Source organism: Phycisphaeraceae bacterium (genome assembly GCA_019636795.1).
Taxonomy (GTDB): Bacteria; Planctomycetota; Phycisphaerae; order Phycisphaerales; family UBA1924; genus JAHBWW01.
Genome location: JAHBWW010000002.1, coordinates 418795 through 433104 on the forward strand (window position 1 = coordinate 418795; position 14310 = coordinate 433104).

General features: G+C 61.8%; 10 protein-coding genes. 6 read left to right on the plus strand and 4 right to left on the minus strand.

Annotation, left to right across the window (positions count from 1 at the left end):
• Positions 1 to 114: 114 nt before the first annotated feature.
• Entirely contained in the window at positions 115 to 1107 is a 993-nt protein-coding gene (locus KF757_04980; GenBank protein MBX3322323.1) for a helix-turn-helix transcriptional regulator, read from the plus strand.
• A 101-nt stretch (positions 1108 to 1208) separates the two neighbouring features.
• On the opposite strand, the gene KF757_04985 is transcribed toward KF757_04980, so the two are convergent.
• Positions 1209 to 2054, minus strand: coding sequence for a hypothetical protein (locus KF757_04985; protein MBX3322324.1), 846 nt, complete (start codon positions 2052 to 2054; stop codon positions 1209 to 1211).
• The gene (locus tag KF757_04990; GenBank protein ID MBX3322325.1) at positions 2051 to 2635 is read right to left on the minus strand and encodes an RNA polymerase sigma factor; all 585 of its coding nucleotides are present in this window, start codon (positions 2633 to 2635) and stop codon (positions 2051 to 2053) included. The genes KF757_04985 and KF757_04990 overlap by 4 nt, the downstream gene beginning before the upstream one ends.
• 179 nt (positions 2636 to 2814) lie before the next feature.
• Here KF757_04990 and atpA point away from each other — a divergent pair, with 179 nt between their 5' ends.
• From atpA to KF757_05005, 3 genes are all read left to right on the plus strand, one after another.
• The gene (atpA, locus tag KF757_04995; protein MBX3322326.1) at positions 2815 to 4479 is read left to right on the plus strand and encodes a F0F1 ATP synthase subunit alpha; all 1665 of its coding nucleotides are present in this window, start codon (positions 2815 to 2817) and stop codon (positions 4477 to 4479) included.
• 182 nt (positions 4480 to 4661) lie between these two features.
• A complete protein-coding gene (locus KF757_05000) occupies positions 4662 to 6119 on the plus strand; it encodes a VCBS repeat-containing protein (GenBank protein MBX3322327.1) in 1458 nt (485 codons plus the stop codon).
• 289 nt (positions 6120 to 6408) lie between these two features.
• Positions 6409 to 9270 carry a hypothetical protein gene (locus tag KF757_05005; GenBank protein MBX3322328.1) on the plus strand — a complete coding sequence of 954 codons (2862 nt, stop codon included), beginning with the start codon at positions 6409 to 6411 and terminating at the stop codon, positions 9268 to 9270.
• A gap of 268 nt (positions 9271 to 9538) precedes the next feature.
• Here KF757_05005 and KF757_05010 read toward each other — a convergent pair whose 3' ends face one another.
• Entirely contained in the window at positions 9539 to 9892 is a 354-nt protein-coding gene (locus KF757_05010) for a hypothetical protein (protein MBX3322329.1), read from the minus strand.
• A gap of 455 nt (positions 9893 to 10347) precedes the next feature.
• Here KF757_05010 and KF757_05015 point away from each other — a divergent pair, with 455 nt between their 5' ends.
• On the plus strand, positions 10348 to 11742 hold the full coding sequence (locus tag KF757_05015) for an FG-GAP repeat protein (protein MBX3322330.1): 1395 nt from the start codon (positions 10348 to 10350) through the stop codon (positions 11740 to 11742).
• Between the two features lie 465 nt (positions 11743 to 12207).
• On the opposite strand, the gene proC is transcribed toward KF757_05015, so the two are convergent.
• On the minus strand, positions 12208 to 13053 hold the full coding sequence (proC, locus tag KF757_05020; GenBank protein MBX3322331.1) for a pyrroline-5-carboxylate reductase: 846 nt from the start codon (positions 13051 to 13053) through the stop codon (positions 12208 to 12210).
• Between the two features lie 104 nt (positions 13054 to 13157).
• On the opposite strand from proC, the gene KF757_05025 reads away from it, so the two are divergent.
• On the plus strand, positions 13158 to 14171 hold the full coding sequence (locus KF757_05025) for an acetyl-CoA carboxylase carboxyltransferase subunit alpha (GenBank protein MBX3322332.1): 1014 nt from the start codon (positions 13158 to 13160) through the stop codon (positions 14169 to 14171).
• The last annotated feature ends 139 nt before the right edge of the window (positions 14172 to 14310 follow it).

The window sequence follows — 14310 nt, forward strand, 5'->3', positions numbered from 1 at the left end:
TGGGCGATTTCCCGCTTGATGTGCGCGGGTTTCGGTTCCGGGAAGAAGGAAGGCCGATGTGAGTCTGATGGATCGGACGGAGTTGGCCTTTCGAGAGGGACGAAGGAGTGTGTGATGGGCGAGTCTGGGCATTTCAACGCGTCGAGTTTTGATGCGGTTGTGCGTTCGTGTGAGCGGCTGTGCGGGCTTCCGGCGGTGGCGACACTGGATTGGACGGACCGTGCGGCGCGTGCGCTTTCGGTGTTGCTGGCGCCGAGCCGCGTGTGCGTGATGATTGCGCAGGCGGAGCCATCGGGGCGGATCTCGGCGCTTGAGGCGGCGGGGTGCGGTTCGTGTCTGACGCGTGAGGAGGCGCTGCTTCCTGCGAGTGCGTCGTGGACTGATGCAGAGAATGCGAACGCTGCGGGGGTGGACATTGCGATTCGGAGTCGTGCGGATCGTGTGCGTGAGTTGGGTTTCAGGCTTGATGGGTTGAAGCCTCGGTCGAGTATGGTTGGCTCGGCGTCGCGTTTTGCGGGTTCGGAGTTGTGGCGGACTTCTGCGGTCGGGGCGGTGTGGGTCGGAACGGATGTGACTGATGTGCTGATGAGTGTGAGTTCGCTTGGCGAAGGAAGCACGGGGCGGTACGTGGTGGTGCAGATTGGGCTTGTGGGGCATGGAGCTGCGGGGCCAAGGCGTGTTGCGGTGGAGCATCAGGCGTCGCTGGAGTCGCTTTTGCCGCTGTTGTCGCGTCGGGTGCTGCTGGCGCTTGGGGCAACGCCTTCGACGGAATCGACATGGCTGACGGTGCGTGAGCAGCAGGTGCTGGAGCATCTGGTGCTGGGTAAGAGCGTGCGACAGATAGCGGATGATCTGGGACGAAGCCCGCACACGGTGCACGATCATGTGAAGAGCCTGCACAGGAAGTTGGGGGCTTCGAGCCGTGGCGAGTTGATTGCGCGGGCGCTTGGGTACATTGAAGAGGGCGCGCGCATTCGCGATGAAGAGTCGAAGGTAGCGTCGGTGCATGAGCCGAAACTTGCGGTTGGGCGCGATGCGGACGATGTTCCGGATGTGGTGGTTCGGCCGACGGAACCGGTGCGTGCGACGCGACCGACGGGGGCGTGAAGTGCTGGCGATGCGTGGGCGTCGGTGATTGATTGATGTGGCAGGAACCATTCGGGGGCGCGGGCCCCCGGTTTTTGTTTTGTAGTGCGTGCCGTCGCGGCTCAGTTGTCGTTGGCGGGGCGGCCGAGGTCGAGGGAAGGGGGTGTGAAGGGGAGTGGCTGGAGGAGGAGAGACCAGTCGTAGGGCGGGCTGAAGCGCCAGGTGGGGACGGGGCGGAGGAGGAGGTTGTTTGCGGTGGAAATGTCGGGTTGGCGCTGGACGAAAGGTACGTCGATGTAAGGAATGGTGCTTGCCTGGGTTGGGAATAGAAGTCCTGGCTCGAACACAGTGGCGTCGGTGGTGGCGTGCCAAAGGGAGGACGTGGCGAACTCGATGGGGTCGTTGGAGAGTTGGGCTGCGATGGGGAAGGTTGGTTCGGAAAGTGCGGAGAAGTGTGGGCCCTGGGGGAATGTGCGGGCGTCGACGAGAGAGGTGTGGGAGGCTTGCGGGAGTGGCTGGGTCAAGGTGATTGCGGCCAGTTCGCGGGCGGCCAGTTCGGGGTTGGTGAGCAGTTCGAGTGTTGGGCTGGTGCGTTCGGCGCGGAGGACGGGGGTGAAGGGCTGGGGCTGGTGAGGCTGCGTGAGGATGAGTGCGCCTGCGGCACCGAGGCCGATGAGACCGGCAGCGATGGCGAGGCGGCTAGTGGAGAAGGGGGACTTGCGGCGCAAGCGCAGGGGAGTGTGGGTGAGTGCGGCGGCGGCCAGGTCGGGCATGTCGGATTCGGCAAGTGGTTCGCGCAGAGCGAGAATGACGCGGGTGGTCTGGCGGAAGCGAAGGGCGGCTTGGGGATCCTGCTCGAGGCGTGGCTTGAGGGCGGCGCGTTCTTCGCGCGAGAGTTCGCGATCGAAGAGGCGTTCGAGATCGGCCTCGAGAGTGGTGTCGGAGTTGTTGGGGTCGAGGTTGGTCATTGGAAGTCTCCCGATGCGTAGTCATCGGACTGTGATTCATCGAGTTCGGCGAGCAGGATGCGCAGGCGATTACGCCCTCGGTGCAGGTGGCTTTTGACGGTGCCGACTGGGAGGTCGAGGTGCTGGGCGACGAGGGCGATGGGCCAATCGAGTTGATGGAAGAGGATGACGATCTCGCGTTGGATTGGCGGCAGGTGAAGGAGAGCGGTCTGGATTGCGGTCGCAGCGTGGGTATTGGATTCGGTGCGTGCGACCAGATCGTCGGCGGGCGTGGCTGCGGTGGACTCGACTGCGTCGGAGTCGGCGCGGACCGATTTGCGGGCGGCGGTGTTGAGGTATACGCGGCGGGCGATGGTGAAGAGCCATGTCGAGAAGCGGTATTTGGGATCGAAGCGATCGAGGTTTGCGAGGACGCGGACGAATGCTTCCTGGACGACATCTTCGGCGATCTCGGGGCGTCCGGACATGCGGAGGATGTAGGTGAAGAGTGGTCTCTGGTGGGCGCGGAGACAGGCTGCGGCGGCGTCGCGGTCGCCGGCGAGAGCGAGGCGGATGAGATGTTGTTCCTCGGCGCGGTCCATTGTGGTTGTCCTGAGGCCTTTGGGTTGTACAGCACATGGGAGCGCCGGGTTGCAGGGATCGAGGGGCGCAGGAAGGTGGAATCATTGGGGGTTCGGTGGTGGTTTGGTTCTGAAGGGTCATGTTTTGTGTCGGGAGGGCGGCTGAGGGGTCTGGGAGCGAATTGGTTGGGGTGCGGGGCATGACGGGGCGGGGAGAGCCGACTATTGTTTCGACCCCCGTCTGCCGGCTGCGTGGCCTGGGCGGCGGGAGCGTGACCATTGGCTGCGGTGCGGCCTGTGTGAGGGACACCTCCGTGAAGATCAAGACTGACGAGATTGCAAGCGTCATCAGGCAGGAAATCGAGCAGTACACCACGGAACTGGAAATCAGTGAAGTGGGTCGCGTGGTGGAAGTGGGCGACGGTATCGCGCGTATTTATGGTTTGTCGCGTGCGATGGCCAGCGAGCTGCTGGAGTTTCAGACGTCCACTGGCAGCGTGATGGGCCAGGTGATGAACTTGGAAGAAGATACGGTCGGGGCCGTGATTTATGGCAACTACCTTTCGGTGAAGGAAGGGGACATTGTCAAGAGCACGGGGCGTCTGCTGGAGGTTCCGGTGGGCGAGGCGTTGCTGGGCCGGGTGGTGGACCCGCTGGGCCGGCCACTGGATGACCGTGGCCCGATCGAGGCGGAAGCGACGCGGAAGATTGACATCATTGCTCCGGGGATTGCCGAGCGTCAGCCGGTGCATGAGCCTTTGCAGACGGGCGTGAAGGCGATTGACGCGATGATCCCGATCGGGCGCGGGCAGCGTGAACTGATTATCGGCGACCGCAAGACGGGCAAGACGGCGGTTGCGATCGACACGATCGTGAATCAGAAGCAGTATTGGGGCACGCCGGACGCGGTGGTGTGCATTTATGTTGCGGTCGGGCAGAAGGAATCGACGGTTGCGGGCGTGGTGGAGGCACTGCGGAAGCACGGCGCGATGGACTACACGATTGTGGTGAATGCTTCGGCGAGCGATCCGGCGCCGATGCAGTACATTGCGCCGTATTCGGGTTGCGCGATGGGTGAGCATTTCATGTGGCAGGGCAAGGACGGCAAGACGCCGAAGCATGCGCTGTGCATTTATGACGACCTGAGCAAGCAGGCGGTTGCGTATCGGCAGTTGTCGCTTCTGCTGCGTCGTCCGCCGGGGCGTGAGGCGTATCCGGGCGACGTGTTTTATCTGCACAGCCGGTTGCTGGAGCGTGCGACGAAGTTGAGCAATGAGAATGGCGGCGGGTCGCTGACGGCGCTGCCGGTGATTGAGACGCAGGAAGGCGACGTTTCGGCGTATATCCCGACGAACGTGATTTCGATTACGGACGGGCAGATTTATCTGGAGCCGGAGTTGTTCTTCTCGGGCGTGAGGCCTGCGATCAACGTTGGTATCAGCGTGTCGCGCGTGGGTGGCAATGCGCAGGTGAAGGCGATGAAGAAGATCGCGGGTTCGCTGAGACTGGACCTTGCGGCGTATCGCGAGCTCGAAGCGTTTGCGCAGCTTGGAACGGATCTGGATGCTTCGACGCAGAAGCAGCTTGATCGTGGGGCGCGCATGGTGGAGTTGCTGAAGCAGCCGCAGTATGTGCCGTTCCATGTGACGGATCAGATCATTTCGATTTATGCGGGCACGAAGGGTTTTCTGGATGATGTGCCGCTGAATCAGGTTGCGAAGTTCGAGGCGGGGCTGCACGCATTTATGCGGACGGTCGGCAAGGACATGTACGACGAACTGACGCAGAAGAAGGCGCTGGATGGGGACCTGCCGCAGCGGCTTGAGAAGGCGTTCTCGCAGTTCAAGGCGGACTGGAAGGGCTGAGGCTCGCGGGGGAATTGCCCCGATATCAGGCAGAACTGAAACGCCCATCGAGATGGTTCGATGGGCGTTTTTTATTGGCAGGCGTGTGCATGTGGTTGCAATTGGGAAGTTTGGGCTTCAATGTTCGAGCGTGTTGCTGTAGGATGGAGCGGCGGAAGGCACTGGAAGGCAAGGAGACGGCGATGCACACACGGAACGGTTGGCTGGTTGTGGTTGCGGGGCTTGCGATGGGCGCGAGCGGTGCGACGGGGCAGATGTTGTACGAGACTTCGCAAGACGGGAACACGGTCGCGACGATCGAGCCCGCGACAGCGGGACAGGGGCAAGGCATTGCGCGCGGCAGCGGCGTGCCTTATCCGTTGGTGCCGGATGTGCAGATCATGTTGCGGCGGCAGATTGGCGGGCTGCACATTGCGGACATGAATGGGGATGGGCTGAATGATCTGGTGGCGGTGTGTTTTAATTCGTCGGCTTTTCCGCCTTACACGGACTGGCGGGACATGATTTTCTACAACACGGGGACGGCACTTGAGACGGTGCCTTCGTGGGTATCGACGGAGATGGTGCACACGGGCGATGTGGTGGTGGGCGATCTGAATGATGATGGGCATCTGGACATAGTCACCATTCATGGCGGGAGTGTGACGACGCAGTCGGTGCGGGTGTATTACGGGGCTGCGGGCGGGCCGACGATGACGGCGGGGTGGGTTTCGGCGACGAGCCCTGCGGCGTGGGGGACGGCGGGCGTGCTGGCGGATTTTGATAATGACGGGGATCTGGATCTGGTGACGAGCAATCAGGGGGTGAGCCCGGATCCGTATCGGCCGTTGTTTATGTTTCGCAATGATGGCGGGGTGCTGACGCCGAACCCGGTGTGGCGGTCGGAGGATGTGGCGGTGCAGAACGGGGTTGCGGCGGGGGATTTTGATGGTGATGAGTGGCTGGACCTGGCGGCGGCGAAATGGTCGGGCTTTGAGAGCGCGATTTATTACACGAGCAGCAACGCGGGGGAAATCGAGACGCTGCCGGGGTGGAGCGTTGGGACGACGGGGACGGACCGCGGCGCGGCGACTGCGGATTTTGATGGAGATGGGCGGGTGGATGTTGCGTTTGGGGGGAACCCGTCGCGGGCGTATGCGCAGACGGAGCCGGGCGTGTTTACGCAGGTGTGGCAGAATACGGATCCGTTCAGCGGGCCACAGGATTTTGGGGTGCACGATGTGAATGGGGATGGGTGGCCGGATATTGCGGAGGTGCATTTTTCGACGGGGCGGATGCACATTTATCTGAACCGCGAGGGTGTGATCGACAGCGATCCGACGTGGACGTATGACGCTCCGAACGTGGGCAATGCGTTTGCGTTTGGTGATTTGAATGATGATGGATGGGACGATCTGGTGGTGGGGTATTCGGGCGATATATCGATTCGGATTTTTTATGCGGTGCCGCCGAAGGAGGAGTGTGCGGCGGATTTGAATGGGGATGGGAAGTTGGATTTTTTTGATGCGCAGGCGTTTCTGGCGGCGTTTGCGGCGCAACAGCCTGAGGGCGATTTCAACGGAGACGGGGAGTTTGATTTTTTTGATGCGCAGGCGTTTTTGGGGGCGTTTGCGGCGGGGTGTGCGTTATCTGGACGGTAAATCAGATCGTCCATGGCGCATGAAGTGCGGCATCAAGGATTTATGCGGCAATACGTTTGCGGTTCTGTCGTTGTTCAAGTACACTTGAAGCGAACCAGTGGCCGCTGGAGCGTGACCCGATCGTCACGGTGTGTGGCTACCTCAGGAGTGACACATCATGCAACTCGGACGATCAGTGGCGATTGTGATCGGCTTTGTGATGTCGTGGGCTTCGGTAGCTGGGGCGCAATGTGAGCCGACGGCAACGGGCTCGATGCCGACGAATAATTCTCTTTATGAATTGAGTGCGATGGGCAGCTTTCGGGTCGCGGCTGGCAACACGGCCGGGCTCATCGTGTTTGAGGCTATCGGGCAGGACAGTTTGAGGTTTGTCTCGAGTCTGCCACTGGGTGAGAATGCTCGTCACATCGAGACAGATGGTACAACGGCGTTTGTTGGCGCGGGATCGAAGGTGTATGCGATTGATGTATCGCTGGCAAGCGTTCCGCGGGTGATGAGTGCTGTCGATGTTGGCTCGGAGGTGACGGACCTGCGTTTGCGCGATGGATATCTGTATGTTGGAACTCACCTCTCAGGACTCAAGATTATCAACGCCACAGTACATGATGCGCTTGCGGTGGCTTCGACGGTGCCGATAGCAGGCTCAATTCGTGGCGTTGCGGCTTCGCTTGGGCGGTGCTACGCGGTGACACAGGAGCAAGGAACGATCATTGATGTTTCTAATCCAGCAAGCCCGGTGGTCTTGACATCGTCGGCACCTGGTGGGCTCTGCGTGCGCATGACAGCGACGCGGGCGTATGTGGGAGCACAAAACCTTCGTGTACTCGACATTTCAAACCCTGCATCACCGTCGATTCTTCATGAACTCGCGGTAGGACATGTCTTTGATATGACAAGCGCAAACGGTGTGCTGTATCTGAAGTTGAGAGAAACCTTGTACGGCAATGCGTGTAACTCTGACGGTGAATATGATCGATGGTCGATCCGGGCAATTGATGTGAGCGGTGCGGAGCCAATCATCGGCCCACTGTATGAGCCGCCACTATGCGCGACCGTCCGGGACATTGACTTCATTGATGGTCGAATCGTGCTGACGATGAGCGGTTTGCCGAGCGTGATATTTGTCGAGCACCAAGGTTCGAACATGGCTGCAACGGGTGAGTACAGACATCCGTCGACGTCCATGATCGCTGCTTTTGACTCGGGCATGCTTGCGACTCAATGTTCAGGCACAGCGGGCAGCAGCGAACTTCGACTGAGTTTGTTGGAGTTTTATGGAAATGCCCCACTGGTAGCGGCTTCGGCGTTGCTTGGCAATGCGTGCCCGAACTGGTCGCTTCATTCTGTTGATGGTGGTTCAGCACTTCTGGTGCAGAATCTGTCGAACGAACCAGGATTGACAAGTGGGTACAGGGCAAGACTGCTTGAGATCGGCAGTGTTTCCAATGCGGTTCTGCATGATGCTTTGGCGGTTGGTGTGGATCAGAATGCCGAGGCGAGTGCGGTGGTTGTTGACGGGCCGATGGCCTATGTTGCGGAGTCACAATCGGGGAATACACGGGTTTTGCGCGTGCTGAATGTGGCGGATCCGGAGAATCTGGAGTTGGTTGCGACTGTGCCGACACCGGGCAATGTAGTTGTGCGATCTCTGGCGAGCCGGAACGGATATTTGTATGGCTCGTCGCTGCAGGGCTTGTTTGTGCTTGACATTGCGGACCCAGAACAGCCGACGGTGCTGCCTCCCAATTCGCTCGGGACGAACATCGGCTCGCTGACGATGAGCGGTGACTGGCTTTTTGCGCTGCGCAGTGGGAACCAGTTGCTGACGGTGCGCACGAGCAATCCGGCAGATCTGAAGATGGTTGGGACTCTCACGCTTTCTCACTCGGCGTCGATGATCGCTTCGGCGGGTGATCTGGTCGTGGCGGGTGGAACGAACGGCGTCAGCGTGGTCGATGTTTCGAATCGGTCTGTGCCGCGGCTGGTGGCGACGCTGCCGGGCGGGTCGAGTATGACTCTGTCTGAGGATGGTTCGTACTTGTATGTGCAGCGGACGGGTGGGATTACGAAGTACGATCTTGCCTCGCCGATCGCGCTGTCGGTTGCTTCATCGAGCCCGACCGTTGACACCACCTTCGGCGTCACGTCATCGGGCGATCTGGCGTATGTCTCCGACTTGACGGGTGGGGTGCGGGTGTTTGATGTTTCGAACGAGACTTCGCCGATCGAGATCGGGGCATTTGATGCGATTGATCGGGCGTATGAGACGCGCGTTGAGGGCGATCTGGCGTTTGTTGCAGCGGGCGCGACGGGGCTGGTCGTGCTTGATATTTCGAATCCGGCGATGCCGACTCTGGTCGGGACGGCTGCGACGACGGATCTGGCACTGGGGCTGGATGTGCGCGATGGGTTTGCGTTTGTCGCGTGCCGGTTTGATGGATTGCAGATCTTTGATGTGAGCAATCCGGCTGCGCCAGTGCTGGTGGGCAGCATGGATACGCCGGGGAATGCGATGTCGGTGACGGTTGCGGGGACGCTGGCGTATGTTGCGGATGGAAGTGCGGGCGTCCACATCATCGAGGTCTCGAACCGGTCGCTGCCGATGATTGTCGGAACGTACAACACGCCTTCAAGTGCGCGTCAGGTGGTGCTGCGCGGTGGTGTTGCGTTTGTGCCTGATCGCACGACGGGGCTGATTGCTCTGGACGTTTCTGAGCCGAGCGATCCGCGCCTGATCTCGATTGTGGGCGGGCTGGGCGATGCGCGCAGCGCGACGCTGTGGGGGCATCGGGCGTTTGTTGCTGATTTTGATGGGGCGGTACATGTGGTTGATGTGTCGGATGTGTGGAGCATGTCGCTGGTCGAGACGATTGCCACCCCGGGCACGCCACGAGCCGTGTCGCGCGATGGCGAGCGCGTGTATGTTGCGGATGGTGATGCGGGCATGACGATCATCGTTGGGCAGACCTGCTGGGCGAGCCCGTGCCCGGTGGATCTGACCGGCGATGGCGTGCTCGATTTCTTTGATGTGCAGATGTTCCTCAATGCGTATTCAGCGAGCAGTGGGTTGGCTGACTGGAACAACGACGGAGTGATCGACTTCTTCGATGTGCAGGCGTTTTTGGGGGCGTTTGCGGCTTCGTGCCCTTGACGTTTGGTGGGAGGTTGCGATCTTGTCGATTGGGCGAACGCTGCGGCGAGCCAGGGGAGCGACACTTGCACAGTTGCAACCTGCGGCAGGAGTCTGTGTGCGGTGTGAAAACAAGCGAGGAGCCGGCACGGCCAGTGGGGCCAGTCGCACCGACTCCCCAAGTGGGGCGCCCCGCCCCCGTGAACGAAGGGGGAGAGCGGAGCGTGCGGCGCGTGTATCACGTATGCGACCGGGCCGCGCCTCAGCCGGTCGCGTGGGGGAGAGAGACTTACTCGCTGGCAGCCTCGATGTGGATTGCGACGCCTTCGCCGTTGTACTTGATCTCGACCTGTCGGTCGTTGACGAGGACGTCCTTGGGCGTTGAGCGCTTGCCGTCGAGCGCCCAGGTGGTGGCGTCGTCCCAGGTCATTGATCGTGAGACGCCGAGTTCATCGCGGATGGAGACGGTGCGCTTTTCGATGTCGAAGGCGGAGACTCGACCTTTGGCCTTGACGTCGTCGAGCATGACGATCGGGGCTGCGAGGGCGGACATTTCGACACTCAACTGAGCAGCGAACTGCTCTTCGGTGACCGGGCTGGCCCAGGTACCCAGAATCAGTGAACTTGTGATCAGCATCGACATGGTTTTGCTCCTTTCGATGTTTGAAGGGGACATGCCTTACGGGAGTGCATGTGTCCCCGGGATGATCACTGGCCTCGAGGGAACGGATCGGAAGAAGCCCTGAATCCCGCTGGATGTGCTCGTGAACCACCTATTAAGGGGACAGTCGAGCCTGGTGCGTTGTGGGCTGCCTGCGTTCAGTTCCGGGTTCGAGGCTTGCGTGATCATGACAAGAGGTACGACGCGGGGGCGCGAGGCGGTTCGTGTCGGACCGAGAAATATTTTGACGTAACTTATTGTGGGGTAGGTACTTACATCGTCTCATTGCGGATCTTGTGGGTGGGTTTTGGGGGCGTTTGTTGGTGGTGAAGTGGCGATTGGAGCGAGTTTCTGGAGGATGGGCTTCACAGATCTGGAGGTGCTGGTTAGACTCGGAAGGAAGATGGGGCGGGTGGGTACGCGACGGAGGTGAAACGGTGAGAGGACGCGAAGCGCATGAATGGAGGCTGGGGATCGGCGCGGTGAGCGTTGTGTGTGCGGCTGCGTGGAGTGCTGGGTCTGCTGCGGGGGAGGGCTGCGCGTGGTGGCAGGTGCGCAAACTGGTGGCGTCGGATGCGGCGGCTGGGGATGAGTATGGGTATCCGGTGGCGATCTGGGGGGAGTTCATTGTCATCGGGGCATGGCACGACGACGATCACGGGAGCAACTCGGGGTCGGCGTATGTGTATGACCGGGTGACGGGGGCTGAACTGTTCAAGTTGACGGCGAGCGATGCTTCGGCTGGGGCGCAGTTCGGCTACCCGATTACGGTGAGCGATGGGGTGGCGTTGATCGGAGCGTTCGGGGATTCGCAGTTGGGGCGCGAGGCGGGGGCTGCGTATCTGTTTGATGTGACGAGCGGGGTAGAACTGCACAAGTTGACGGCAAGCGACGGGCGGATCGATGACTGGTTCGGGGTGTCGGTTGCGCACTCGGGGCAGTATACGGTGGTGGGCGCGAACCAGACTGATGATGATGGGCCTGACTCGGGCTCGGCGTATTTGTTTGATGTCGCGACGGGGACGGAGCTGATGAAGTTGCGGGCTTCGGACGCGGCTGCGGGGGACTGGTTCGGGTTTGACGTGGCGATTGATGGGGATGTGGTGCTGGTTGGTGCGCGGCGGCACAACTCGGGCGCGGTGCATGCGGGGGCGGTGTATGTGTTTGATGCGGGGACGGGGGAAGAGCGTTTGAAGTTGACGGCTTCGGACGCTGAGGCGGGGGCGAACTTCGGGCGTGCGGTCGCGGTGTCGGGGAACCTTGCGGTGGTGGGCGCGCCGCTGACGTCGCACGCGGGGCTGAACTCGGGGACGGCGTATGTGTTTGACGTAACGACGGGGGCAGAGGTGCTGCGGCTGGTGGCGGATGATGCGGCGGGTTCGGCGAACTTTGGCGTGTCGGTTGCGATTCATGGGACGCGCGCGGTGGTTGGCGCGTTTGGCGACAGCGAGCGTGGGGTTGCAGCTGGGGCTGCGTATGTGTTTGATGTGACGACGGGAGCGCAGGTCGCGAAGTTGATGGCGGACGACGCGACGTTTTTTCACCTGCTGGGCATTCGTGTTGCGATTGAGGACGAGACGGTGCTGGCGGGGGCGTGGTTTGATCGGCACGCAGGAACGAACTCGGGCACGGCGTATGTGTTTGAGCTTGATTGCGGCCAGTCTTGCGCGGCGGATCTGACGGGCGACGGTGTGCTCGATTTTTTTGATGTGCAGGCGTATTTGAACCTGTACGCGAGCGGGGCGGATGCGGCGGACGTGACGGGGGATGGGGTGCTGGATTTCTTTGATGTGCAGGCGTTCCTGAGCCTGTTTGCTGCGGGGTGTGGGTGAGGGGGGATGGGGCTGAGCCGAGTGAAGCAAGGCACACCGACCGCGCAAGGCTGCGGATTGGGTGGCATGGAGACATGAATCAAGGATCACGGTTGGGTGGTACACCGCCTGAGCCGAGTGAAGCAAGGCACACCGACCGCGCAAGGCTGTACCAAGGGCCGCGGATCGGTGGCACGGAGACATGGATCAAGGATCACGGTTGGGTGGTTCACCGCCTGAGCCGAGTGAAGCAAGGCACACCGACCGCGCAAGGCTGTCTCAGGGGCCGCGGATCGGTGGCACGGAGACATGGATCAAGGATCACGGTTGGGTGGTTCACCGCCTGAGCCGAGTGAAGCAAGGCACACCGACCGCGCAAGGCTGTACCAAGGGCCGCGGATCGGTGGCACGGAGACATGGATCGTGGCCATGCAGAGCCATGGCCACGGCACCCGGCGCGAAACCGGCACCCGGTCCCGGCGGTGTTTATGCGAGGGTTGTGCCGCTGCTGGCGCGGTCGAGGGCTTGGCCTCGGTCGCGGGCGGCGAGGACGGCGCGGACGAGGGCGTCGGCGACTCCGGCTTGTTCGAGGACATCGAGTGCTGCGGCGGTGGTGCCGCCTCGGCTGGTGACGCGGGCGCGGAGGTCGGCGGGCGCATCGTCGGATGAAGCGAGGAGGAGGCCTGCGCCGGCGATGGTTTCGCGTACGGCAAGGAGGGCGTGGTGCTCGGTGAGGCCTGCTTCGAGTGCGCCGCGGAGGAGGGCCTGGGCGAGGAGGAAGACGTATGCTGGGCCGCTGCCGGCGACGGCGGTGAAGGCGTCGAAGTGATCTTCGTCGAGTTCGATGACGCGGCCGACGGCGGTGAAGATGTCGCGTGCGAGTGCCGCGTCGGCTTGTGTTGCGGATCTGGAGATGCACAGGGCGCTCATGCCTCGGCCGATCTGTGCGGGAGTATTGGGCATGACGCGGATGACGCGGGCGGCGCCATCGAATGCGGCGGCGACGCGGACAGCGCGTGTGCCTGCGAGGATGCTGATGACGATGCGCTCGCCCCATGAGCCGTCGTCGAGTGCGGGGCGCATGTCGAGGGCGACTGCGGGGAGCATCTGTGGCTTGACGGCGAGGAGGATTTGTCCGGGTGCGTGGGGTGTTTCGCGCTCGGTGAGCCAGCGGATGGCCTGGTCGGCGGTATCGACGGCGTGAGGGAAGAGTGCGCGGCGTTCGGGCGAAGGGTCGGCGACGACGACGCGGTTTTCGAGGATGTGTGCGGCGCCGTGTACGATAGCCTGGGCCATTGTGCCGCCACCGATGATGGCGAGGTAGGTGTGCATGTGCATCTCCGGAGCAATGGTACGGGCGTGGGGCGTTGGAGCCGGCAGAGCCGATTGACGAATAGGATTGGGTGTCCGAATCGCTCCAGGACAGAGGATCGAGTATGCCTGCGTTTTATCAATTGGATTTTGAGAAGCCTCTGCGCGATCTGGAACAGCGCATCGAGCGTGCTGGCGCACCGTCGGCGGAGATCCCTGCGCTGGGGGGCGTGACGCTGGAGGCTGCGGCGGCGCTGGAGAGCGTGGAGGTGCTTCGTGCTGAGCATGCGCGGCTGCTGGCGGAGCTGTATGCGAGGCTGAGCCCGTGGGACACGGTGCGTGTGGCGCGGCATCCGAATCGGCCGCAGACGCGGGATTACATTGCGCGCATGTGCCGGGATTTTGTGGAGTTGCATGGGGATCGCCGGTATGGGGATGATCCGGCGTTGGTGACGGGGTTTGGGCGTATCGGGAGTCAGAAGTGCCTGATTGTGGGGCATCAGAAGGGGAAGACGACGCAGGACAAGATTGCGTGTCACTTTGGGTGTGCGCACCCTGAGGGGTATAGGAAGGCGCTTGCGAAGATGCAGTTGGCGGAGAAGTTCGGGGTGCCGATTGTGACGCTGGTTGATACGCCTGGGGCGTATCCGGGGATTGGGGCTGAGCAGCGTGGGCAGGCGGAGGCGATTGCGGTGAACATGCGCGAGATGAGCCGTCTGCGGACGCCGATCGTGAGCATCATCATCGGGGAAGGTGGGTCGGGTGGGGCGCTGGGGATTGCGGTTGCGGATCAGGTTGCGATGCTTGCGCATTCGTGGTATTCGGTGATCAGCCCTGAGGGGTGTGCTGCGATTCTGTGGAAGCAGGCGAATGAGACGACGAATTCGGCTGCTGCGGTTGCGCTGAAACTGACGGCCAGGGACAATCTGGAGCTCGGGATCATCGACACGATCATCCCTGAGCCTCTTGGGGCGGCGCACCGGGACCCGGACGCGGCGGCTGCGGGGTTGCAGGGGTGGATCGAGGAGACGTTGGGGCGGCTGCGCGAGGTGGATGTGGACACGCTGGTGCAGAGGCGGTACGAGCGGTTCAGGCGGATGGGGCAGTACGAACAGATCTCGACTGAGGGTGGGGCGTGAGGTTTGGGGATCTCAGGCTGCGCTATGAACTAATTACGAACATTGTGGGGTGTGGTGCGTGACGTTGGTGTGACAATGCGGGGTCTGGTGGCGTTTTGACTGGCCGGAGGGGCAGGACTATTCTTCGCCCAACGTTGAG

Excerpts from the sequence above, each read along its gene's own strand:
- KF757_04980 (MBX3322323.1), top strand. The coding sequence starts at position 115 with ATGGGCGAGTCTGGGCATTTCAACGCGTCGAGTTTTGATGCGGTTGTG.
- KF757_04985 (MBX3322324.1), bottom strand. The coding sequence starts at position 2,054 with ATGACCAACCTCGACCCCAACAACTCCGACACCACTCTCGAGGCCGAT.
- KF757_04990 (MBX3322325.1), bottom strand. The coding sequence starts at position 2,635 with ATGGACCGCGCCGAGGAACAACATCTCATCCGCCTCGCTCTCGCCGGC.
- atpA (MBX3322326.1), top strand. The coding sequence starts at position 2,815 with ATGACGGGGCGGGGAGAGCCGACTATTGTTTCGACCCCCGTCTGCCGG.
- KF757_05000 (MBX3322327.1), top strand. The coding sequence starts at position 4,662 with ATGCACACACGGAACGGTTGGCTGGTTGTGGTTGCGGGGCTTGCGATG.
- KF757_05005 (MBX3322328.1), top strand. The coding sequence starts at position 6,409 with ATGGGCAGCTTTCGGGTCGCGGCTGGCAACACGGCCGGGCTCATCGTG.
- KF757_05010 (MBX3322329.1), bottom strand. The coding sequence starts at position 9,892 with ATGTCGATGCTGATCACAAGTTCACTGATTCTGGGTACCTGGGCCAGC.
- proC (MBX3322331.1), bottom strand. The coding sequence starts at position 13,053 with ATGCACACCTACCTCGCCATCATCGGTGGCGGCACAATGGCCCAGGCT.
- KF757_05025 (MBX3322332.1), top strand. The coding sequence starts at position 13,158 with ATGCCTGCGTTTTATCAATTGGATTTTGAGAAGCCTCTGCGCGATCTG.